This is a genomic window from Candidatus Poriferisocius sp. (assembly GCF_965204015.1).
Classification (GTDB): domain Bacteria; phylum Actinomycetota; class Acidimicrobiia; order Acidimicrobiales; family Bin134; genus Poriferisocius.
Window position 1 is genome coordinate 1,740,294 of record NZ_OZ241965.1, and the last position, 22,834, is coordinate 1,763,127.

Sequence of the window (22,834 nt, forward strand, 5' to 3'; positions counted from 1 at the left end):
CATGAGCGAGACCACCAGAACCGCCATTGTCGCTGCCGATGCCGATGCAGTGTGGGAGGTGCTGGGCGACTTCGGCGCCATCAGCAAGTGGGCGCCCAACGTCGATCACTCCTGCTTGATGAGCGAGCAGACCGAGGGCGTCGGCGCGGTGCGCCGAGTGCAGGTGGGCCGCAGCTCCCTGGTGGAGCGGGTGATGGAATGGACCCCGGGCCTCGCGCTGGCCTACTCGATTGAGGGTCTCCCACCGGTGATCCACACGGTGGTCAACACCTGGTCGCTCATGGAGATGGGCAGCGGGACCCGGGTGTCGTTGACCAGCCGAGTGAACGCCGGGCCCCGGCCACCCCAGCAGCTGATCGCCCGGATTGCGGCCCAGCGCTTGGCCCGAGCCTCGGAAATCATGCTCGCCGGACTCGAACGCCATCTGGCCATGGCCATGGAGTCCGACCGATGACCGATCGTCCCGACGTGGTTGTCATCATGACCGATCAGGAGCGGGCCGCCCCGCTCTATGAGAGCGACGAGCTGCGCGAGTGGCGCCGTCGCACCCTGGTCGGGGCCCGGTGGTTCGAGGACCACGGGGTTTCCTTCATGCGGCACTACACCGGCTCGCTGGCCTGTGTGCCCAGCCGTCCTACGCTGTTCACCGGCCAGTATCCCGACGTCCACGGCGTGACCCAGACCGACGGCTTGGGGAAAATGTGGAACGACTCTCGGATGCGGTGGCTGCGCCCCGGCGAGGTGCCCACCCTGGGGCACTGGTTCCGGGCCGCGGGCTACGACACCCATTACCAGGGAAAGTGGCACATGAGCCACGCCGATCTGTTCGACCCCGCCACCAAAGGCGCGCTGGCCACCAACGACAGCGAAGGTGCAGTGGACGAGATGGCAGTGGGGGCCTATCTGGATGCCGACCCGCTCGGTGTGTTCGGGTTCTCCGGATGGATCGGCCCTGAGCCCCACGGTCCGTCGTTTTCCAACACCGGATTTGTGCGGGATCCGCTGATTGCCGACCGGGTGGTGGCCTGGCTCCAAGACCGCTACGCCCGCCGGCGGGCCGGCGATGCCGATGCTGCCCGTCCGTTCTTGCTGGTGGCCAGCTTCGTGAACCCCCACGACATCGTGTTCGCCCCGGGATGGCTGCGGCGGGGAAGCCCTCGCACCCCTGGCGTTGAAGACCCGCCGCCGGTGCCGCCGTCGCCCACCGATAACGAGGATCTCTCCTCCAAGCCCGCCGCCCAGATCGCCTTCCGTGCCTCCTACCTGTCGTGCTACGGGCCGCCGCCACTGATCGAACGGGTCTATCGGACGCGGGCCCAGGAGTATCGCGATTTCTACCACCGCCTCCACGCCGAGGTGGACGGCCCGCTCGACCGGGTTCGCCGCGCCGTCACCGAGGGGGGATCAGAGCACGCCGTGCTGGTGCGAACCGCCGACCACGGCGAGCTGTTGGGCGCCCACGGCGGCCTCCACCAGAAATGGTTCAACCTGTACGACGAGGCCACCCGGGTGCCGTTCGCCATCGCCCGAATCGGAGATCAAGAGACGACGGGCGGCCAGGTGGACGATGCTCCCAGCTCACATGTCGATCTCGTGCCGACGCTGTTGGCCGCCGCCGGCATCGACCAGCAGGAAGCCGCCGGGCAACTCCAGGAGACCCACACCGAGGTGCACCCCCTTCCCGGCCGCGATCTCATGGCGGTGGTCGACGGGACGTCGGCGCCCGACGCTGAACGGCCGGTCTACCTGCTGACCCGCGACAACATGCCCGAGGGCGATTCCGGGGCCAACGCCATGGCCCGGCAGATGGGCCGGACGGTGCGTCCACCACTCCCGCTGCGCATCCAGGTGCCCGCCCACGTCGCCGCCAACTTCGAGGGTCTCGTCGTGCGGGTGCCGGATACCACGGCGGCTGGCGGTGCCGGCCGCCTGTGGAAGATCGTGCGGAGCTTCGACGATCCCGACACTTGGACCGAGCCGGGCGTGCGCCACCTGGCCTCCGGCGGACCGGCCGGGCCGATCCATCGATCTGAGCCCCTCCCCGACCAGTGGGAGCTGTACGACCTCGACGCCGACCCCATCGAAGCCCACAACCGGGCGAGCGACCCGGCGGCCGCAGCCGTTTTCACCCATCTCACCAACCTCTTGGCCGCCGAGCGGACCAAGTGCGTTCCCGACCGCAACCAGCCTTGGCCTTACGCCGAGCGCATCCCCTTGGAGGGTCCCATGGCCAAGACGCCCCCGCCCCCTGCCCGTCTGCTGCGCAAGGCGCTCCAGCAGGTCGGCATGCATCCCGATGACCAACGTCGCTTCAAGGCCGATCTCACTGGGCGACGAGCCCTGGTGGTGGCCACCAACCACGGGAGGCTCGACATCGGCAAACCCACCGGTGTGTTCTCCAGCGAGATGACCGTGCCCTATTACGCCTTCTTGGACGCCGGTATGGAGGTACACGTGGCCAGCCCGGCCGGCGGAGAGATCCCCGTCGATCCCCAGTCGCTGAAACCCGTGCTCCGCACCGAGGCCGACGACCGCTTCCTTATCGACGACGACCTCCGCCAGAAGGTCACCGAGTCGCTGGCGGTGAAAGACCTCAACATGGCCGACTACGACATCGTGTACCTAGCCGGAGGGTGGGGAGCGGCCTATGACTTCGGCTTTTCGCCCGATCTCGGGACCCAGATCACCGAGGCCAATCGGCTGGATCGGGTGATCGGCGGCGTCTGCCACGGCCCGCTCGGCCTACTGCTGGCCACCGGGCCTGACGGGGAGCCGCTGGTCAAGGGGCGCCGGGTAACCGGGGTGACCGACAAGCAGGTTCAAGAGCTCGGCATCGAGAGCACGCCCCACCATCCCGAAACCGAATTGCGGCGGGCCGGTGCGGTCTTCGAGAGCACCGCCCGGTTCCGCGACGCATTCGCCAACCACTGGGTGGTCGACGGCAACCTGGTGACCGGCCAAAACCAGAACGCCGCCCCCATGGTGGCTCGCGAGATGATGCAGCTCGTCGCCAAGGCACCTAGCCGAACCTAACTGCGATCCAGCTTTTGTCTTCAGCCTCGGTCGGCCAGGTCGTATTCGGCCATGTAGTAGGGGTGGCTGGGATCGAAGGTGGTGAGGGTCACGGGGTCGTGTACTCGGCCGGCTGGCCGGCAGCGGGCACCCTCGACGCCGGTGACCCCGTCGCCGAGGTCGTGGCGGGCCAGATCGATCAATTGGCGCAGGCGAGCCACCACAACGGGGTGGTCGGCGGCGACATCGGTTGTCTCGCCGATGTCGGCGGCGAGGTCGTAGAGCTCTTCGGTGGGGGCGCCCTCGCTCCCGTAGTGCCCCGACTTGTAGACGTGGAGCTTCCATTTGCCCGATCGCACCGCCTCCAGGCTCGAACCGGAGTAGTAGTAGAAGGCCTCGTGCGGGGACTCGGCGGTTTTGCCCTCGAGCACATCGCTGATGTCGCGCCCGTCGATGATCCGGTCGTCCGGCACGTTTACTCCGCACCAACTGGCGATGGTGGTGTAGAGGTCCATCGCGGTGGCCATCGCAGAGCACTCGATGCCAGCAGCGATGCGGCCGGGTCCCCGCACGATGCACGGCACTCGCTGGCCGCCCTCCCACGTGGTGCCCTTGTTGGCCCGCAGCGGGGCGTTGGAGCCTTCGCCGGGGCGGGCGAGCGCACCGTTGTCGCTGGTGAAGATCACGATGGTGTCGTCGTCGAGGCCGAGCTCGGCCAGCTCGTGCAAGAGGACATCGGCGGCCCAGTCGATGCAAGCGACGGCGGCCCCGTACGGGCCGTTGCGCGAGATGGCGGCGAATTGTTCTTGGACGTATATCGGCAGGTGTACGTACATGTGGGCGAAGTACAGGAAGAACGGGCGATCGCGGTTGTCGCGCATGAACCGGATGGACTCCTGAAGATACCGCGAGGTGAGGGTGGCCTGGTCAGGCTGGGCCTCGATGACCGCCTCGTCGAGCATCAGCGGCAGGGGAATCCGAAGCGGCTCGGGCAGTTCGAATCCCAGCTTCTTGCTCAGCTCGACTCGTTCTTCGGGGGTATACAGATCGGGTTGGATGCCCATGTCGTTGCTGTAGGGAAGCCCCAGCCACTGGTCGAAACCGTGACGAGTGGGCAAGAACTCGGGCTGGTCGCCGCAATGCCATTTCCCGACCATCGCGGTGGCGTACCCCGCGTCGTTCAGGAGGCGGGCGATGGTGATCTCGTCGGGATGGAGGCCTATCCCCATCCCGGGGAAGAGCACGCGCATGCCGTCAAAGGAGTCGAAGCCGATGCGGGCCGGGTAGCAGCCGGTGAGCATTGCGCCCCGCGATGGCGAGCACACCGGCGACGCCATGTAGAAGTCGGTGAGCAGCACCCCCTCCGCGGCCATGCGATCGAGCGCCGGGGTGTCGTGCACGGTAGATCCATAGCAACCAAGGTCGCCGTAACCGAGATCGTCGCAATTGATCAGGACAATGTTGGGCTGTTCTCTCAAGTTCAAGTCCCGTATCTCGCTGAAGCCCTCGGGGTTAGACATCCAGGGACAATACAGATCGGGGATCGGTGGCAGAGGCGGCCACCACCAGTCGGTACTGGCCGGGGTCGACCACCCAATCGTGGGTCTCGGGGTCCCAGCGGGCGAACGACCGCTCGTTGAGGGTGACCTCCGCAGTGCCGGTCTCGCCGGGGGCGAGGGTGAGCTTGGCGAATCCGGCCAGCTCTTTGGGGGGTCTTGGTACCCCGTTGGAGGGCGGGGCCACGTACACCTGCACCACCTCGCTGCCTCGGCAGTGGCCGGTGTTGGTGACTGGAACCGTCACGGTGCGCTGGGTGCCCTCGCCGCTGGCCTCAGGCTCGCCCCACTCGAACGTGGTGTAGGAGCCGCCGTGGCCGAATGGGATCATCGGCTCGATGGCCCGGGCGTCGTACCAGCGGTAGCCGACGAAGATCCCCTCGCCGTAGCGCACTACGCCGGCCTCGCCGGGGTAGTTCAGATAGGCGGGCGTGTCCTGCTCCCGCCAGGCCCAACTGGTGGGCATCCGCCCCCCGGGATCGGCGTCGCCGACCAGCACATCGGCGATGGCCTCCCCTCCCTCCTGGCCGGGGTACCAGGCCAACAGCACCGCTTTGGCCCGATCGAGCCACGGCAGAGTCATAGGGGCGCCGCAATTGAGCACCACCACCGTGTTGGGGTTGGCGTCGAGCACTCGCTCCACCAGCTCGTCTTGTTGGTTGGGCAGCTCGATCGAATCTCGGTCGCCGCCCTCCGACTCCCATTCGGCGTTGGAGCCGACTACCACCACCGCGGTGTCGGCCTGGGCGGCCAATGCGGCGGCTTCGCTCAGGCCCTGCTCGCGATCCATGTCGGCCAGCTCCACCCCCACGTCCACTATGCACACCCACTGGCGCCTCTCTCTGGGGACGTGGTCGAGGCGGATGTGGTATTGCTGGCCGGCCTCCAGGTGCAGATACCCGTGTCCGCCGTGCAAGCCCAGGCCGGCGCCGAACCCGTCAACCTGGTTGTCAGCCACCAACTGGCCGTCGACATACAGGCAAGCATGGGCGAAGCCGAGGGCGCACAACCGGTGTCGCCCAGACTGCTCGGGCGTCATGGTGAACTCCAGTCGCACCGACAAGGTGTCGCAGTCTTCGGGCCAGTTGTCGCCGATCCACGCATTGAACGGCAGGGGACGGGTGAGAGTCTCGAACGGCTCGCCGTCGAACCCAATGCTGTTGTAGAGCTCGAAGCTCACGCCGGCGGAAATCCACGACTGGGGGACGGCGTCGGCGTTGCGGCGCATCTCGAGACCGGTAGCGTGGCCGATCAACCGCGGGCCGAGCCGCTCCCCCAGCGACTCCAGCACCGAGGTGGTGCGATGAGGAACCAAGCTGGCCGAGCCGCCGCCCAGCAGGGCCGTATCGGCCGCGCCTGCGCCGATGAGCGCCACCGTGCCGTCGCTGGCCAGCGGCAGGAGGCCGCCTTGGTTGCGAACCAGCACCATCGACTCTGCGGCGGCGCGGCGGGCCAACTCCCGGTGCTCGGGCCGTTCGATGCTGGCCTCGTCGTGGTCGGTGGGCGTGTTAAGGCGTCCAGCCCAGTGCAGGAAGCCGACAATGCGGCGCACCTTGTCGTCGATAAGCGATTCGTCCACTTTTCCGGCCTCGACCGCCTCTTGAAGCTGGCCCTTGCCCCACCATCGGCCCGGACCGGCCATCTCCAGGTCAAGTCCGTGGAGGGCGGGCGCCACCGTCTCTTTGATGGCGCCCCAGTCGGAGACCACGAAGCCGTCGAATGCCCACTCCTCCTTCAATATGCCGATCAACAGATCCGGCTGGGCGCAAGCGTGGTGGCCGTTGACGAAGTTGTAGGCGGCCATGACGGAGCGGACCCCGGCTTCCTTGACGGCGGCCTCAAACGGGGGGAGGTATATCTCCCGCAGGCTCCGCTCGTCGACATCCACGTTGATGGTGAAGCGCTCGAACTCCTGGTCGTTGGCCACATAGTGCTTGACGCAGGCGCCCACCCCCTGCGACTGGACGCCGGTGATGTACGCCACCGCGATGCGCGAGCTCAGCTCAGGATCCTCGCTGTAGCTCTCAAAATGACGGCCGCCCCTCGGGGAGCGGTGGAGGTTGACCGTGGGGGCGAGGATCATGTCGACCTTGCGGTCGGTGGCCTCGGTTCCCAGAGCTTGGCCCAGTTCGTGGACCAGGGCGGGATTCCAGGTGGCGGCAATGGCCGACGGCCCGGGCACTACCAGGCCCGGCCCCATGGTCCGGCCCCGCACCCCGACCGGGCCGTCGCTGACGCACCAGCCGGGAATCCCAAGCCGCTCACAGCCGGGGATGGTCCACGGGCTCTCGCCCACCACCATCCGGCACTTCTCCTCCAGCGTCAGATCGGCAACCAGCGCTTGGACACCAGCCATGAGACCCTCTTTCAAACATCCTCTGGACAATTTTTCTACCACTGGTATATTTTGCATGCAACGGCGACGGGATCAGGGGGAAAGCGATGAGATACCGACGGACGTTGATGGCACTGCTACTGGCGCTGGCGGTGTTCGCCACCGCCTGCACCACCGGGGGTGGCGGCGAGGACGAGCCCGCGGCTGAGGAGGCCCCGACCGCGGCAGCCGAAGAGCCGGCGGCCGAACCGGCCGAGCCAACCGAAGAAGCTCCCAGCGAGCCAGCGGCAGAAGACGAGGAGCCCGAGCCGGCCGCGGAAGCCCCCGAAGAGCCGGCCAGCGACGGCGAGCCCTCTGAACCGGCGCCGGAGCCCACTCCCGAGCCCACGCCGATCGTGCTCACCGCCAGCTTCCGGGGCGTCACCGAGGACACCATCCGGATCGGTGTCGGGTTCTGGGACGTCTCCTTGTTCGGCTTCGGCTTCTTCGGCGACCCCGAACCGGTGTGGGACGCCCTTACCGGCGCGGTCAACGCCGAAGGCGGCATCTACGGCCGGTCGTTGGAGCCGTACATCGCCGGATTCAACCCGGCCCTTCCCAATGAGATGCTGGCCGCCTGCATCACACTCACCGAGGATCACGAGGTGTTCGCCGTGCTGGGTGGCTTGCGGGGCGACGCCAACTACTGCGTGTCGGAACAGCACGAGACCATCAACGTGGGTTCCCAGGTAAACGCCAGTGGAGAGCTTTTGGAACGGGCCAGGGCCCCTCTGGCCAGCTTCAGGCTCTCGGGGACGGCCGGGGAGGAGGTGTTCATCACCGAACTGGCCCGTAGAGGGTGGTTCGACGGCGCTTCCGCGGTGGGCGTCCATTATGACGGGTCCGACACTCAAGACCGGGTTGAGGATGTTGTGAAAGCAGCCTTTGCCGACATCGGGGTGGAAATCGCCATCACCATGAACATCGACGACCTCGTGCTCGACGAAGATGCCATTGAGAGTCAGACCGAGATCATGCAACAGCAGGTGGCCGACGCCGGCATCGACCGCATGGTGATATTTGGGGCGGCGGCCACCGGCCTCGTCACCTACGGCGACTTGGGAATTCAGATGGCCGCGGTCGACTCCGGCAACTTCACCACCGCAATCTCCTCGGGCATCGACCCAATGGCGCTGGACGGCACCATCGCCACAGCCGTTCGACTCAATCTGCCCTCCGATCCGGTGGACGCCGAGACCCAGGAGTGCCTCGACGTGGTGATGGCCGCGCTTCCCGACGAACGCTTCGAGCGACCTGGTCCGGGAGTGGAGAACAGCGAGGAAGACCCCAACTACTGGAGCTACACCGTGCTGGCGTGCCGCGATCTGTCACTGTTCGTGCAGATCGCCACTGCGGCCGGGCCGGAGCTCACCAACGACTCCTTCCAGGCTGGACTGGATTCGCTCTCCCAGGCATCGCTGCCGGAGATCCCGTTCTTGTCGTTTGGGCCGGGCAAGTACAACGGCAACGACACCATGCGGTTTGTGCAGTTCGACGGCGACGCCGATGAGGACGGCGAACTCGTCGGCCTCGGCGACCCTGTCGACCTGACCCCGTGACCACCTAGCCAATTCACAGACGGACCACTAGATGACTGAAGCGTCCGGCGACCGCCGCAGCTTCGCCGACTTCAGCCGGGCGCTGCTCGATGAGGAGGCGGCCCGAGAGGCGGCCGAAGCCGATCAGCTAGAGATCCGCGCCGATGAGGACCTCCCCGGAGTCGGCGAAGAGGCGATCACGCTGCGACAAGCAGTGGCCACCGGCGGCGTAGGTGTGCTGGCCGTGCTGGGCACCCTGGACGCGGTGGATGCCTTCCAACTTGCCATCCCCAGCCTGCTCGGACCGGAGATCCAGGACAGTTTCAATGTGTCCGACGCCGGTCTGGCGGTGATGGGGATCGGAGGTCTCATCACCACAACGCTGTGCGCCATCCCGATGGGCAAGATGGCCGATCGGGTCAACCGCATGCGGCTGGTGGGGCTGGCCACCATCTTCTGGAGCGTGGCCATGTTCACCCGGGGGTTTCAGGCCTCCGCTCTGGGGTTCTTCATGGTCGGTGTGCTCATGGGAATCGGCACGTCCAACACCTTTCCGGTGCAAGGGGCGGTGCTGGCCGACGCCTACCCCATTTCATCTCGAGGCCGGATCTATGCCGTAAAGAATGTGCTCGGCCGGGGCGGTGAGCGAATCGCCCCGCTGTTGGTGGGCGGCCTCATGCTGCTGGTGGACGACAACTGGCGGTGGGCCTATTGGGTGTTTGCCTGGCCCACCTTGTTCCTGGGGCTCTGGGCCCTGTTCGTTCCCGACCCGCCTCGGGGGCAGTTCGAGCAGAAGTCGGTGATCGGCGAGGTAATGGAGGAGGACGACGACCGGCCCCGGGTGTCGCTGGGGGCGGTTTGGCAGCGCCTCATGGCCATCAAGACGCTGAAGCTGGCGTGGATCTCGTTCAGCATCATCGTGTTCTCGATCATCGGACAGGGCTTCCTAGTCAATCTGTTCCTGGATGACCGGTGGGGCCTGAGCCCGTTCGAGCGGGCCATGATCGGATTCGTTCCCGGGATGCTGGCCTTTGCGGCTGCGCCGTGGGCGGCCAAGCGCTACGACGCCCTGTACCGCGAAAGCCCGGAACGGGCGCTGGCCTGGGTGGGCGCACTGTTCTTCCCCATTGCGGTGGCCATCCCCATCCAGTTCTTCATGCCCCATCCCGTGCTGTTCGCCGCGGTGGGCATCGTGCCCGCGGTGTTGAGCGTCGTGATCTTCGGCATGATCTCGCCGCTTCTGGTGGGCGTGGTCCCCTACCGGCTGCGGGCCCAGTCCACCGCCCTGTCGATCATGGTGATCTTCTTGGGCGGCGGTGTGCTCGGCCCCATCGTGGCCGGATTGCTCTCCGACGCCACCGACGAGCGCACCGCCATCTTGATCGTGGCCATCCCATTCAAGATCATCGGGGGCGCCCTGTTGATCTGGGGGGCGCGGCACATTCGCCACGATCTGTCGCTGGTGGTCGACGAGATCGAGAAAGACCACGCCGAGCTGGAGCGGAGGAAATCGCATCCCGACCAGTTGCCCGCCGTCGGGTTGCGGGACATCGACTTCTCCTACGGGCCGGTGCAAGTGCTGTTCGGGGTCAACCTCCATGTGGACCGGGGCGAGACCCTGGCGCTGCTGGGCACCAACGGGGCGGGCAAGTCGACGATCCTGCGGGTTATCAGCGGGCTGGCTGTGCCCTCGCGCGGCATCGTCTCGCTGCACGGGCGCGACATCACCCTCACCTCCCCCCAGACCCGGGTGGACATGGGAATCCAGCAGCTCCCCGGGGGCAAAGCGGTGTTTCTGCCGCTGTCCATCGAAGACAATCTCCGCACCGGGGGGTGGACCATGCGGCGCAATCGAGCCCAGCTCAATGCCCGGATCGACCATGTGCTGGAGATCTTCCCCGAGTTGGCTGATCGGCTCGACGAGCCCGCTGGTGCGCTCAGCGGCGGGCAGCAGCAGATGCTGGCCCTTGCCATGGTGCTGATGCATGAGCCCGACGTGCTGCTGATAGACGAGCTGTCGCTCGGCCTCGCCCCCGCGGTGATCGGCGAGCTGTTGGAGATCGTGGAGCGGCTCAAGGCCGAGGGCCAAACGATGATCATCGTGGAGCAGTCGCTCAACATCGCCGCGGCCCTGTCGGATCGGGCGGTGTTTATCGAGAAAGGACAGATCCGCTTCGACGGGCCGACCGCGGAGCTCGCCGAGCGGGGCGACATCGCTCGGGCGGTGTTCTTGGGTGACGACCGCACCGAACCGGAAGACTCGTCGTGATCCTCGCCTTCGAGGTCGGACGCCAATTCGTCTTCATCGGCGCGGTCAACGGGCTCTCTTACGCTCTGTTGGCCCTTGGCGTCATCCTCATCTACCGGTCGAGCCGCATCATCAATTTCGCGGTGGGGGCCACCGGGGTGTTGGCCAGCCAGGTGATGGCCCACCTGGTGATCCGCTACGGCGCGCCGTACTGGACCGGGGTGGTTCTCGCCGTGCTGGCTGGGGCCGTGTTCCTGGGGCTGGCCGAGCTGACCGTGGTGCGCCGCCTGTTCACCGCCCCCCGGGTGATTTTGCTGGTGGCCACCATCGGGCTGGCGCAGTTGGCCCAAGCCCTCATCTTCGCCCTGCCCGAGGCCTCGGCGGCCGATAAGCGGCACCGCTTCCCCACGCCGTGGAACCGGGAGCTGGAGTGGTTCGGCATCCGCATAGACGGGGGCGAGTTCGTCTTGTTCGTCGCCTCCGCCGCCGCGGTGGTGGCGCTGAGCATCTGGGTGCGGTGGTCGGCGTGGGGTCGGGCCATCCGGGCCACCGCGGCCGATCCTGACCGGGCTCGTCTGGCCGGCATCCATCCGGGGCGGGTGTCAACGGTGGTGTGGGCCCTCACCGGGGCGTTCGCCGGTCTGGTCACGGTGTTCCAAGAAGCCGACTCCATCGGATCGTTCGTGGCCACCAGCCCCGGTCACGCCACCATGACCCGGGTGCTGGTGGTGGCGGTGTGCGCCTCGTTCGTGTCGTTCAGTGTGGCGGTGGCGGCCGGGATCATCCTCGGCATCGTCGAGGCTCTGGTGAGGGTCAACTACCCGCTGGATCTGGGGAGATTCGAAGCCGTGCTGCTGCTGGTGGCAATCCTCGGGATCGTGGCCACCACCCGCCGTGGCGCCCCCGACGAGGCCGGCGCCTTCTCATTCAGCCCCCGGATTCGCCCCATTCCGGCCCGGCTGCGCTCGATCTGGTGGGTTCGCAACCATTCTCGAGTCCTGGCCGCGGTTGGGGTGGCCATTGCCGCGGTGGTGCCGGTGTTCGTCACCACGGCCAGCCGCACCTTCCGCTACAGCGAGATATTGCTGATGGCGTTGGCCGCCCTCTCTTTGGTGGTGCTGGTGGGCTGGAGCGGGCAGATCTCGCTGGGCCAAGGCGCTTTCGCCGGCCTGGGCGCTCTCACCACCACCGCGCTGGTCAACGGGAACGATCTCGGACTCGGGGTGGCCGGGTTCGATGTGGCGGTACCCATGCCCGAGCTGCATTTCTTGTGGGCTGCGGTGTGGGGCACAGTTGTGGCGGCCGCAGCGTCGGTGATCATCGGCATCGGCGCGCTCCGGGCCCGGGGCCTGTTGCTGGCCGTGGTCACCCTGGCGTTTGCGGTGGCGGCGGAGAAGTTCTTCTTCACCCGGCCGTTCCTCAGCGGAGGCAGCCAATCTGCGGCGCTTCTGGAGCGGGCCCATATCGGGCCCATCGATCTCGCCCCCCAGCGAACCTATTTCTATCTGGCCCTGATCGGCTTGGTGCTGGGGGTGGCGTTCACCGCCCACCTGCGCCGCACCGGTATCGGGCGCCGGATCGTGGCCACCAGGGAGAACCCATCGGCCGCAGCCGCCGCCACCGTGTGGCCCACCGGATCAAAGGTGCTGGCCTTCGCCTTGGGCGGCGGGTTGGCCGGGTTCGCCGGGGCGCTGCTGGCCGGGCTCTATTCCACCGTGTTGTTCTCCTTCTTCTCGGTGGACACTTCGTTCAAGGTGGTGGCCATTGCGGTGATCGGCGGCATCGGCTCGGTGCTCGGCCCGGTGCTCGGCGCGCTGTGGGTGATCGGGCTCCCCGCCTTCTGGCCCGATTCCGCACTGATCCCGGTGCTGACCAGCAGCCTGGGAATCCTGGTGCTGTTGATGTACGCGCCGGGAGGGTTCGTGCAGCTCTGGTACATGGCTCGAGACTCGTACTTCAGCTGGCTGGCCCAGAGGAAGCCCGCGCCCCTGGTGCGGGGGCGCGACATCCCCGCGCCACCATCGATTCCCGACCCGCCATCGGACATTGCGTTGGCCGCCAGCGAGCTCACCGTGTGCTACGGCCCCCGGGTGGCCGTGAGCCAGGTGAGCCTCGAGGTGGGCCACGGGGAGATTGTGGGGCTTATCGGCACCAACGGCGCGGGCAAGACCTCGTTCATGAACGGGGTGGGGGGCCTGATCCCCGCAAGTGGCCGAGTGGAGATCTACGGAACCGACGTGAGCCGGCTGGCGGCCCATCGCCGCCACCGCCACCATCTGGGCCGGGCCTTCCAGGCCGCCACCTTGTTCCCCGACCTCACCGTGCGCGAGACGGTGCAAGTGGCGCTGGAGCGGCGGGGCCGCACCCGCTTTTGGCCCGCCGCCCTGGCCCTGCCATCGGGCTCCCGGCACGAGCGGCGGCAGATCGGGGTGGCTGACGACCTGATCGGCTTCTTCGGCTTGGGCGACTTCGCCGACAAGTTTGTGGCCGAGTTGTCCACCGGCACCCGCCGGATTGTGGAGCTGGCCTGCCTGGTGGCTGGCGGTTCCCGTCTGCTCTGCCTCGACGAGCCCACCGCCGGAGTGGCCCAGCGAGAGGCCGAGGCTTTGGTGCCGTTGCTGCACGGAGTGCGCCGAGAGTTGGATGCCTCGGTCCTGTTGATCGAGCACGACATGCCACTGGTGATGTCCATCAGCGATCGCATCTATTGCATGGACGCCGGGGAGGTGATCGCCAAGGGGACGCCGGCCGCCGTGCGCGATAACCCCCTGGTGGTGGCCAGCTACCTCGGCACCGACACTAGAGCCATCGACCGATCAGACGCCGGAGCCAACCCATGACCTCTGCCTTTGCCGATCCGCCGATCACCCCCAAGGCGGCGGCCACCCGGGCCCGGCTCTTGGAGGTTGCCGCCGCGGTGTTCATCGAACACGGCTATGCCGCGGTCTCGCTGCGCGACATCGCCAAGGCCGCCGAGGTGACCAAAGGGGCCATTTACGGCCACTTCCGGTCAAAGGGCCAGCTCTTGGTGGAGGTGATCCGCACCCAGTTGGCTGAACGCGATGCCCGGTTCGACATGGACGCCGTGGCTGAGCAGCCGATGACCGCCTTCATCCAGTTCATCAACCCCGACAGCCGCGATCTGAGGCTCTTGCAGATCGATGCCGCCGCGGCCGCTCGCCATGATCCCGACGTGGCCGCCGGAGTTCAGGAGATCTTCGCCGCTCGCAGCGCTTGGATCCTCGATTCCCTGAGTCACCTCGACCATTCCGAAGTGCTGCTCTACGTCATCAACGCCTTGTCGTCCGGGGTCGGGGTGCAGGAAGCCCATGGCCGTCCCGCCCCTGATCCCGACGTGTGGTCGCAGGTCGTGGCCCGAGCCTTCGGCTTGAGAGCGGCACCATGAGCTTGCGCGAGCTTGCCGCCGCGGGCGGTGTCCGGGTGGGGGCCGCCGTTAGCGAAACCGTGTTCGACACCGGGGATGAGACCTATTGCTCGCTATTGGCCGGAGAGTTCAACTCGCTTACCGCCGAGCGGGCCATGAAGTGGATGTGGATCCATCCAGAGCCCGATCGGTGGGAGTGGGCCGCCAACGACGGCCTGGTCCAATTCGCCGAGTCCCATGGGATGCAGGTGCGGGGCCACACCGTGGTGTGGCCCCATTGGGGCACGCCGCCCTACATCACCGACTGCGACGACGCCGCGGCCCTGCGCCGTCACCTGGTCGAACACCTTGAAGTTCTGTTTGCCCACTGGGGCGGCTCGGTGGCCCGGGTGGATGTGGTCAATGAACCGCTGCACTGGCTGGAGGGGCGCCTTGCCGACTCCGTTTGGCGCTCCCTGATGGGCGACGACTACATGGCCGAGGTGCTGACGCTGGCCCATGATGTGGACCCCACAATCGAATTGTGGATCAACGAGACCCACAACGACATCGTGCCCGACAAGCACGAGCTATTCACCAAAATGGTGGCCGATCTGGTTGAGCGAGGCCTGCCCCTCCACGGCATCGGAGTGCAGGGCCATCAGCTCTACCCCGACTTCTCCCCCGCGCCCCCTACCCCCGAGCGCTTCCACCAGGTAGTGAACACCTACGCCGACATGGGCCTGGAGGTGGCCGTCACCGAAATGGACGTGTTGGCCCACCCGACCGACAGCGACCGCCTCGACGTTCAGGCTCGGATCTATGGCGAGTTGGTCGATGCCGCTTTGTCGGTGGAAGCGTGCCGCGAGATCACCTTCTGGGGGGTGAGCGACGCCCATTCCTGGGTCGACGAGCACTTCGGACCCGATCGAGCCCCCCTGCTGTTCGACCGAGAGGGCCAACCCAAGCCCGCCTACCACGCCGTAGCCGCCGCCTTCGCCTCCCGCGCCCGCCGCACGCCAACCGGTTAGACGGTCCCTTCGCTCAGAACTCGATGGGCACCGGCTCTGTTGATGCTCGCACTGGCTGACCGCCGCGCAGTACCTCGGTCCAGTCTTGATTGAATGCCCGCCAACCCTCTGCATGGGCCGCGGCGTAGTGGTACACCATGGCCGCCCGCATCCCATCGGTGAGGTTGTCGGTGGACCGGTGGCGGAGGTGGGAGTGGAACACCAGCAGATCACCCGGCTCCATAAGCACGATCTGCTCGCTGTCGGTAGGGACATCGACTATCTCCACATAGGCCAGACCGGCGCCCTCCCGGGTGTCGGGCACGGCGTCGTGGATCGGCTCGGTGTGGGAACCAGGGACGATCCACAGCGGCCCGTTGTCTGGGGTGGCCGCAGTGCAGGCCAGCCACACCCCCACTTGGGGCAAGGGGGTCATGCGGAAGTAATAGTCGTCTTGGTGCCAGGGCTGGCCGAGGGTGCCGCGATGCTTGAAGATGAACTGCGACAAGAAGCAGTCGACGTCGGGGCCGATGAGGTCGCCCATCATCGCCAACAACCGGGGATCGGTGGCGAACTCATAGAACACCGGCTCGGCCCGCATGACCCGGAAGATCTTGGAGACTCCTACCTCCGGGGTGGCCGGGTTCTTGTTCGTCTTGTCGGGAGTGATGTAGAGATCGGGCCGCTGCTCCCCTGCCGCATCGGCCCGGGCGATCTCGACGATCCGCTCAACCATGGCGTCGGCAACAGCCCGGTCGGCGAACCCCCTCTCAATGAAGAACCCGTTCTCCTCCCAACTAGTCCTCTGCGCCTCATTCAAACCCATCGCCAAAAATCTACCAACGGTCGATTCTGAGAACGAACAGAGCGAATCCGCTAGGGGGCCGGGTCCATGATTTCTAGGAGGCGGGTGCGCTCAGCCCATTGGATGATCTGGCGGTCGGCGGTAACCAGGCTGTGGCCCCCAACGATGGCGGTTGCGGTGATGAAGCGGTCTAAGGGGTCCCCGTGGAATCCCGAGGTGCCCAGCATCGACGACTCGATGGCGATATGGGCGGAGACTGGGATGATGCGAAGGCCTATGTCCATGCAGTCTTGAGCCCACGCCCTTGGGGGCATTCCCAAGTCAACCCTGCCCTTCAAATGCAATTGGGCTGCTTCGAAGAGCACGGCTGAGGATGCTGCCAACTCGCCATCAAATTGAGCTCGGCTTAACATAGTGTTTGTCGAGTTCCCCAATCGTGGCTCAGAATTGCGCAGCCAAATCAGTGTGTGAGTGTCAACCGTTATCACGACTCTCGTACCAAGCAACGGGGTCGAGGACTTTGTCGGGGTTATCCTCTATGTCGAATGACTCGTCGTCCCACACTGAGGACACGATGTCGCCGTAGATCTTGAGCCGTCCCTTGTCCCTTCCACTCAAGGGGATGAACTCCTTCTTTACGGGGGCGAGCCGGGCGACGGGCTTCTTATGGCGGGTGATGATGATCTCCTCGCCGGTTTCCTCGACCTCGCGAATGAGCTGGAGGCAGTGGGTTTTGAACTCCCGTGCCGACACTGCGCGATCTTTGTGGCTATAATCTGGCGTGTATTGAGTCATAACAATAGTTTCCATTCATTTCAGTGTAGTTCCCATTGCAGAACCCATCAAGTACACAGATATTAGTCCCTTAATGTAGTCACAAAAAGCGGTTTGTCTTCGGCCCTGGTCAGCGACATGCCACTACTGTGAACACCATGTCTGAGGAACGCCGGTCGATTGAACTGGAAGTCGAGGTGCCGGGGACGGTCGAGGAGGTGTGGCGGGCGGTGGCTACCGGGCCGGGGATCTCTTCGTGGTATGTGCCCCACACGGTGGAAGAGCGGGCGGGCGGCTCGGCGATGGCCTCGTTCGGGCCGGGGCCGGAGATGCAGATTCCTGGGCGGGTGGCGGTGTGGGAGCCGCCTCGCCGGATCTGTTTCGACGGAGGCGAAGGGGTTGACGGGTTGACGTTTGAGTGGACCGTTGAGCCCCGGGGCGACGACAGATGTGCGGTGCGGTTGGTGAATTCCGGCTTCGGTCAGGGCGGAGAGTGGGACGCTCAGTACGACGGCATGGTCGAAGGCTGGAAGTTGTTCATGTCCAACCTGCGGCTGCACATGGAGCACTTCGCCGGACAGACGGCAGCGTCGATGCTGCCCACCGCCATGGGGGCCGGCTCGCTTGACGAGGTCTGGACCGCGCTTACCGCTTCGCTGGGCATACCCTCGGCTCCGAGTGTCGGCGAGCGGATCGAGGCCCAAGCCTCCGGTGTCCCCGCTTTAGCGGGCGCAGTGGTGGATGCCGCCTCTCACCGAATCGCCCTGCTGGTCGACAGGCCCGCACCGGGCACCGGCTTCGTGGCGGTGGAATCGTACGGCGAGCACGCCGGAGCGTCGGTTTGGCTGTACCTCTACGGAGCCAACGGGGCCGAAGCCGCCGAGAGGGACGGGCCTCTGTGGCAGCAGTGGCTGGCCGATGCGCTAGGAAGTGGCCAATGAACGCAGTGCAAGGACGCAAGATTTTGGTGGTGGGCGCCTCATCGGGGCTGGGCCGGGCCACCGCAATCGCCCTCCAGGGCCACGGTGCCGATGTTGTGTTTGCCGCCCGACGCCGCGAGGTGCTCGAAGAGGCGGTGGGCGAGGCCGGAGGCGGCCATGTGGTGACCATCGACGTGCTCAACCCGGCCAACATCGAGCAGGGGGTGGCCGAAGCGGTGGGCGCCCTCGGCGGACTCGACGGCATCGTCTACACCTCGGGCATGTCGCCCATGGCGCCCATGGCGGAGTTGGACCAAGACGACTGGCAGGCGGTCTTCGGCGTCAATCTGTTCGGCCCGAACCTGGTGATAAGAGCCGCCCTTCCCCATCTCAGCGAGGATGCGGTGGTGGCCGCGGTGTCGTCGGACTCCACCGATATGCCCCGCCACTCGCTGGTTCCCTACGCCGCGTCCAAACGGGCCCTGGAAGCGACCATGGAGGGATGGCGCACCGAACTTTTGGGCAACCGTCGATTTGTGACCGTGATCCTCGGGCCGACCATGCCCACCGAGTTCGCCAATTCCTTCACCCCCGAAGCCTTCGAGGCCGCCATCCCCCACTGGCAGCGCCAGGGATTCCGCACCGGAATCATGAACGCCCACGAGGTGGCCAACGGTCTGGTTGCCTGCATGGACGCGCTGTTCGCCGCCCCCACCTTCGGGATCGAGTCGCTTCTGCTGCGATCCCCCGAGCCCGAGGTGGCCAACGAATTCTCCTCCGACGTCGAGCAGGGGTGATGAGCGCTCAGATAACTGCTTAGCTCAGCACCCGCTGCATCAGCCGGGCGAGGCGGGACTTGCGGCCGGTTATGGCCTCTGAGCGGTCGGCGATGCCCATGATCCCCAGCGCCCCGTTGATGCCCAGCCAGCGCAGCGGCTCGGGCTCCCATCGCCGCGACTGGTGTCCCACCCAGGGCAGGTCGATGCGGGGGGAGTCGGTTTCGGTGATCAGCTCGGCCAGGGTCCGCCCGGCCATATTGGCAGCCGCCACCCCTTCGCCCACATAGCCACCGCCCCAAGCCATGCCGCGGTCCCGGTCGAAACCGACCGATGGGAACCAGTCGCGGGGCACACCGAGCACCCCTCCCCAACGGTGGGTGATGGCCACATCCGAGAGCATGGGCAGCAGCCCGACCAGCGTCTTGATGATCTTCTCGTGGGTGCGCGATCTCTGTTCCACCGAGCTGACGATTCTCGAGCCGTAGTTGTAGGGCGCTCCCCGTCCTCCGAACGCGATCCGGTTGTCGGCGGTGCGCTGCCCGTAGATGACCATGAACCGGTCGTCGGTGAACGTCTGGCGGCGGCTCAATCCGATGTCGTCCCAGAGAGCGTCGTTGATGGGCTCGGTGGCCACCATCAGCGAGTACAGCGGAGCCAGGGACCGGCGATTCCCCTCCAGCGTTCCGGTGTAGCCCTCAAGGGCTCGTACCACGGCCTCGGCTTTGACGACTCCACGGTCGGTTGCAACGCGACCTGGTTCGATGGCGGTGGCGGCTGTGCCCTCAACGATCTTGCCGCCCAGGCGTTCAACAGCATCGCCGAGCCCTCGAACCAACCGGGCCGGGTGAAGCGCCGCGGTGTGAGCAAAAAACATGCCGCCTACCACCCCGGTGGCGGCCAAGTGGCTCCGGGCCTCATCGGCGCCGAGCATCCTCATGTCTTCCTCGGTGAGCCCGTAAGCACTATGGAAGACCTCAACTTGCTCGCGCTGGCGGGCGAGGTGAGCCCGGTTGCGGGCCAGGCGGACGGCACCACCCTTGGCGTAGTGGCAATCGATCCCCTCGTGCTCGGCCACTCGACCCACCTCATCGACCGCATCGTGCAGCGAGTGGAGAAACCGGCGGGCCGCGTCGTTGCCGGCGGCGGCCTCGTGCCGCCAGGGGCCAGCGGCCAACTCCCCCACGCACCAGCCGCCGTTGCGGCCCGAGGCGCCAAAGCCCACGATGTCGCGCTCTATCACCATCACCCGAATCGATGGGTCGATGGACAGCAGGTAGTACGCAGTCCACAGCCCGGTGTAGCCCCCGCCCACGATGGCGACGTCTACATCGGTGTCGCCGCTCAGCGCAGGACGTTGTTCCAAAGTTCCGGGAAGGGTGTCGTGCCAAAACGACTGGTTGTGGTAGCGGTCGCTCATGAGTCGAACCCGGTCAGGACAGCCCTACCAGCCGTCGAAGATTGCGAAGCCCAGAAGTGATTGCTCAGTGCTTCACCATGACGTGCTTGAGCTCGGTGTAGTGGTCGAGGGCGTAGAGAGACATGTCTTTGCCGTAGCCCGACTGCTTGAAGCCGCCGTGGGGCATCTCCGAGATGATCGGGATGTGGTCGTTCACCCACACCGTGCCGAACCGCAGCCCCCTGGCCATGCGCATGGCCCGGCCCACGTCGTTGGTCCACACGCTGGCAGCCAGCCCATAGTCGCAATCGTTGGCCCAGGCCAGCGCCGTCTCCTCATCGGGTACCGCCTGCACGGTGATGACCGGGCCGAACACTTCCCGCTGCACGATCTCCGACGCCTGATCCACCCCGACCACCACCGAGGGCTGGTAGAAGTAGCCCTCGCTGTCGCGCGGGCCGCCCCCGATGGTTATCTCGGCACCGGCTTCGGCCGCCCGGTCGACGTATCCCGACACCCGGTCTAGCTGCACGTCGGACACCAATGGGCCCATCTCGGTGTCCTCATCGGTGGGGTCGCCGGTGACCACGGAGCCAGCGGCATCGGTGAGCTGGGCCACAAAGTCGTCGTGCACCTTGGACCCGGCAATCACCCGGCAAGGAGCGGTGCAGTCTTGGCCGGTGTTGTAGAAGCTGTTATCGCGCAGATTGGCCACCACTGCCTCGACGTCGGCGTCGTCGAACACGATCACCGGAGCCTTCCCGCCCAGTTCGAGATGCACTCGCTTGAGCGAGTCCGACGCCTCTTGGGCCACCGACTTGCCAGCGGCCACCGAACCGGTGAGCGACACCATGGCCACATCGGGGTGCTGCACCAGCGGCACTCCGGCGGCTTGGCCCTGGCCGCACACCACGTTGAAGACCCCGGGCGGAAGCACGTCCTGGAGCAATTCGGCCAGCCGCAGCGTGGTGTAGGGGGTGAGCTCGGAGGGCTTCAGAACCACCGTGTTGCCGACCGCCAGCGGCGGGCCGAGCTTCCAGGTCGCCATGAACAGCGGGTAGTTCCACGGGGCGATGGAGCCCACCACCCCGATGGGGTCGCGGCGCACCATCGAGGTATAGCCCTCGAGGTATTCACCAGCGGCCTTGCCGTCGAGGAAGCGCCCCGCGGAGGCGAAAAACCGCCAGTTGTCGCACAGCTGATCCATTTCGAATTCGATGATCGACACCGGCTTGCCCACGTTCTCACACTCGAGCTCGGACAGCTCGGCCACGTTCTCCTCCACGATGTCGGCCACCTTGTGGAGGATCTCGCTGCGCTCGCGGGGAGTCTTGGCCGACCACTCGGGGAAGGCCGCGGCCGCGGCCTGGACCGCGGCGTCAACATCAGCCGCCGAGCTGGACGCCACGTCGCCGATCACCTTCCCGGTGGCCGGATTCACCACCTGATCGGTCGCCCCTTCAATCGCTGGCTGGAACTTCCCGTTGATGTAGTTGTCCGTCAGCATGATTCTGCTACCCCCGCACTCTTTGTTGCCTTGCTCATATTGCAGCACCAAACCCGCACAATCAAGCCCCTGTTTTGGCAATAACTAGTTGTCAAATTGAAAATCACAACTGAATCGGTTGCGCTAGTGACCTTTCTAGTGTTAAATCGGTAATCACTAGCGGGAGTAGGGGGCACCATCGATGCAGCACGACGATTTGGTCGCGTTGGCCGACCGCCACTTATGGGGCCACTTCAGCAGCCTCGGCAGCGCGGTCGACCGCATGCGCATCATGGAGCGAGGCGACGGCTGCTACGTGTGGGATGCCAAAGGCAACCAATACCTTGACGGATTGGCCGGCCTGTTCGTGTCCCAGGTGGGTCACGGACGCGAGGAGCTAGCCGAGGCCGCCGGGCGCCAGGCCTCGCAGCTCGGCTACTTCCCGATCTGGACCTATGCCCATCCCGGAGCAGTGGAGCTGGCCGCCCGTCTGGCCTCGTTCACGCCTGGAGACCTGAACCGGGTGTTCTTCACCACCGGCGGGTCGGAGGCGGTGGAGTCGGCCTGGAAGCTGGCCCGCCAGTACTTCAAGGTGATCGGCCAGCCTGAGCGCCACAAGGTGGTCAGCCGCTATCTCTCTTACCACGGCACGTCTCTGGGGGCGCTGTCCATAACTGGGTTGAGCGAGATACGGGAGCCCTTCGAGCCGCTGGTACCCGGTGTGAGCCACGCCGCCAACACCAACCGGTACCGCTGCGAACTGTGCGCGGCGTGCGATGCCTGCACGCTGGCCTGTGCCGACGACATAGAAGAGGCCATCTTGCGAGAAGGGCCCGAAACGGTGGCCGCGGTGTTCATAGAGCCGGTGCAGAACTCCGGCGGCTGCTTCGTGCCGCCCGACGGGTACTTCGGCCGGCTCCGCGAGATCTGCGACCGATACGGGATCCTGCTGGTGTCCGATGAGGTGATATGCGCGTTCGGACGCCTGGGCAGCATGTTCGGATCGGAGCGGCTCGACTACGTGCCCGACATGATCACCTGCGCCAAGGGGCTGACATCGGGCTACGCGCCTCTGGGCGCCATGATCGCCAGCGACCGATTGGCCGAGCCGTTCGTGGGCACCGATGAGTCGTTTCTGCACGGGTTCACCTTTGCCGGGCACCCGGTGAGCTGCGCGGTGGCGATGGCCAATCTCGATGTCTTCGAGAAAGAGCACCTCCTCGCCCACGTCCAGGCCAACGAGACCGCGTTCCGAGCTGCCCTGGATGATCTGGCCGATCTGCCCATCGTCGGCGAGGTGCGGGGCATGGGCTACTTCTACGGGATCGAGCTGGTGAAAGACCGCGACACCAAGGAGTCGTTCTCGGCCGAGGAATCCGAATCGCTGCTGCGGGGCTTTCTCACCAATCGACTTCTCGATTTGGGGCTGATCTGCCGGGCCGACGACCGGGGCGAGCCGGTGATTCAGCTCTCTCCGCCGCTGATCGCCGGGCCCGACGAGTTCGAGCGAATCAACCAGATCTTGCGCACTGCGCTGACCGAGGCCCAGGCCCGGGTATAGGGGGCGAGTAA

Annotated in this window: 17 protein-coding genes and 1 pseudogene; 11 read left to right on the forward strand and 7 right to left on the reverse strand. The window is 66.1% G+C overall.

The window, feature by feature from the left end; translation table 11 throughout:
- Position 1 precedes the first annotated feature (1 nt).
- From ACOGJC_RS07740 to ACOGJC_RS07750, 3 genes and pseudogenes are all read left to right on the forward strand, one after another.
- Complete coding sequence (locus ACOGJC_RS07740) at positions 2–454, forward strand: SRPBCC family protein (protein ID WP_419847923.1); 453 nt, start codon at positions 2–4, stop codon at positions 452–454.
- Positions 451–2,223, forward strand: a pseudogene (locus ACOGJC_RS07745) (sulfatase-like hydrolase/transferase); the annotation flags it as partial. The gene ACOGJC_RS07740 and the pseudogene ACOGJC_RS07745, both read left to right, overlap by 4 nt.
- Before the next feature lie 63 nt (positions 2,224–2,286).
- Positions 2,287–3,033, forward strand: a complete 747-nt coding sequence (locus ACOGJC_RS07750; RefSeq protein ID WP_419848215.1) for a type 1 glutamine amidotransferase domain-containing protein — start codon at positions 2,287–2,289, stop codon at positions 3,031–3,033.
- A gap of 20 nt (positions 3,034–3,053) precedes the next feature.
- On the opposite strand, the gene ACOGJC_RS07755 is transcribed toward ACOGJC_RS07750, so the two are convergent.
- Together ACOGJC_RS07755 and ACOGJC_RS07760 are read right to left on the reverse strand one after the other, a co-directional pair.
- Positions 3,054–4,532 (reverse strand): sulfatase, encoded by a 1,479-nt coding sequence (locus ACOGJC_RS07755; RefSeq protein WP_419847924.1) that lies wholly within the window; start codon positions 4,530–4,532, stop codon positions 3,054–3,056.
- Positions 4,525–6,924, reverse strand: a complete 2,400-nt coding sequence (locus tag ACOGJC_RS07760) for a glycoside hydrolase family 3 protein (RefSeq protein ID WP_419847925.1) — start codon at positions 6,922–6,924, stop codon at positions 4,525–4,527. Before ACOGJC_RS07760 ends, ACOGJC_RS07755 begins: the two co-directional genes overlap by 8 nt.
- Before the next feature lie 86 nt (positions 6,925–7,010).
- Here ACOGJC_RS07760 and ACOGJC_RS07765 point away from each other — a divergent pair, with 86 nt between their 5' ends.
- The 5 genes from ACOGJC_RS07765 to ACOGJC_RS07785 are packed head-to-tail and all read left to right on the forward strand — an operon-like array spanning position 7,011 to position 15,123.
- Positions 7,011–8,501, forward strand: a complete 1,491-nt coding sequence (locus ACOGJC_RS07765) for a hypothetical protein (RefSeq protein WP_419847926.1) — start codon at positions 7,011–7,013, stop codon at positions 8,499–8,501.
- A gap of 31 nt (positions 8,502–8,532) precedes the next feature.
- Positions 8,533–10,749 carry an ATP-binding protein gene (locus ACOGJC_RS07770; RefSeq protein ID WP_419847927.1) on the forward strand — a complete coding sequence of 739 codons (2,217 nt, stop codon included), beginning with the start codon at positions 8,533–8,535 and terminating at the stop codon, positions 10,747–10,749.
- Positions 10,746–13,568, forward strand: a complete 2,823-nt coding sequence (locus ACOGJC_RS07775) for an ABC transporter permease subunit (RefSeq protein ID WP_419847928.1) — start codon at positions 10,746–10,748, stop codon at positions 13,566–13,568. The genes ACOGJC_RS07770 and ACOGJC_RS07775 overlap by 4 nt, the downstream gene beginning before the upstream one ends.
- Positions 13,565–14,134: a TetR/AcrR family transcriptional regulator gene (locus ACOGJC_RS07780; protein ID WP_419847929.1), complete on the forward strand. Its 570-nt coding sequence runs from the start codon at positions 13,565–13,567 to the stop codon at positions 14,132–14,134. Before ACOGJC_RS07775 ends, ACOGJC_RS07780 begins: the two co-directional genes overlap by 4 nt.
- Positions 14,131–15,123: an endo-1,4-beta-xylanase gene (locus tag ACOGJC_RS07785; RefSeq protein WP_419847930.1), complete on the forward strand. Its 993-nt coding sequence runs from the start codon at positions 14,131–14,133 to the stop codon at positions 15,121–15,123. Before ACOGJC_RS07780 ends, ACOGJC_RS07785 begins: the two co-directional genes overlap by 4 nt.
- 13 nt (positions 15,124–15,136) lie before the next feature.
- Here ACOGJC_RS07785 and ACOGJC_RS07790 read toward each other — a convergent pair whose 3' ends face one another.
- Genes ACOGJC_RS07790 through ACOGJC_RS07800 form a run of 3 tightly spaced genes read right to left on the reverse strand, consistent with a single transcriptional unit; the run spans position 15,137 to position 16,660 of the window.
- A complete protein-coding gene (locus tag ACOGJC_RS07790; protein ID WP_419847931.1) occupies positions 15,137–15,928 on the reverse strand; it encodes a phytanoyl-CoA dioxygenase family protein in 792 nt (263 codons plus the stop codon).
- A gap of 50 nt (positions 15,929–15,978) precedes the next feature.
- Positions 15,979–16,395 carry a type II toxin-antitoxin system VapC family toxin gene (locus tag ACOGJC_RS07795; RefSeq protein WP_419847932.1) on the reverse strand — a complete coding sequence of 139 codons (417 nt, stop codon included), beginning with the start codon at positions 16,393–16,395 and terminating at the stop codon, positions 15,979–15,981.
- Positions 16,382–16,660: a type II toxin-antitoxin system Phd/YefM family antitoxin gene (locus ACOGJC_RS07800; protein WP_419847933.1), complete on the reverse strand. Its 279-nt coding sequence runs from the start codon at positions 16,658–16,660 to the stop codon at positions 16,382–16,384. Before ACOGJC_RS07800 ends, ACOGJC_RS07795 begins: the two co-directional genes overlap by 14 nt.
- Before the next feature lie 179 nt (positions 16,661–16,839).
- Here ACOGJC_RS07800 and ACOGJC_RS07805 point away from each other — a divergent pair, with 179 nt between their 5' ends.
- Together ACOGJC_RS07805 and ACOGJC_RS07810 are read left to right on the forward strand one after the other, a co-directional pair.
- Positions 16,840–17,622: an SRPBCC family protein gene (locus tag ACOGJC_RS07805; protein WP_419847934.1), complete on the forward strand. Its 783-nt coding sequence runs from the start codon at positions 16,840–16,842 to the stop codon at positions 17,620–17,622.
- Complete coding sequence (locus tag ACOGJC_RS07810; protein WP_419847935.1) at positions 17,619–18,398, forward strand: SDR family oxidoreductase; 780 nt, start codon at positions 17,619–17,621, stop codon at positions 18,396–18,398. The genes ACOGJC_RS07805 and ACOGJC_RS07810 overlap by 4 nt, the downstream gene beginning before the upstream one ends.
- A gap of 19 nt (positions 18,399–18,417) precedes the next feature.
- Here the strand turns inward: ACOGJC_RS07810 and ACOGJC_RS07815 are convergent, their stop codons facing one another.
- Positions 18,418–19,797, reverse strand: a complete 1,380-nt coding sequence (locus ACOGJC_RS07815) for an NAD(P)/FAD-dependent oxidoreductase (RefSeq protein ID WP_419847936.1) — start codon at positions 19,795–19,797, stop codon at positions 18,418–18,420.
- Positions 19,798–19,861: 64 nt separating this feature from the next.
- Complete coding sequence (locus ACOGJC_RS07820) at positions 19,862–21,283, reverse strand: gamma-aminobutyraldehyde dehydrogenase (RefSeq protein ID WP_419847937.1); 1,422 nt, start codon at positions 21,281–21,283, stop codon at positions 19,862–19,864.
- Positions 21,284–21,464: 181 nt separating this feature from the next.
- On the opposite strand from ACOGJC_RS07820, the gene ACOGJC_RS07825 reads away from it, so the two are divergent.
- Complete coding sequence (locus ACOGJC_RS07825; protein ID WP_419847938.1) at positions 21,465–22,823, forward strand: aspartate aminotransferase family protein; 1,359 nt, start codon at positions 21,465–21,467, stop codon at positions 22,821–22,823.
- The last annotated feature ends 11 nt before the right edge of the window (positions 22,824–22,834 follow it).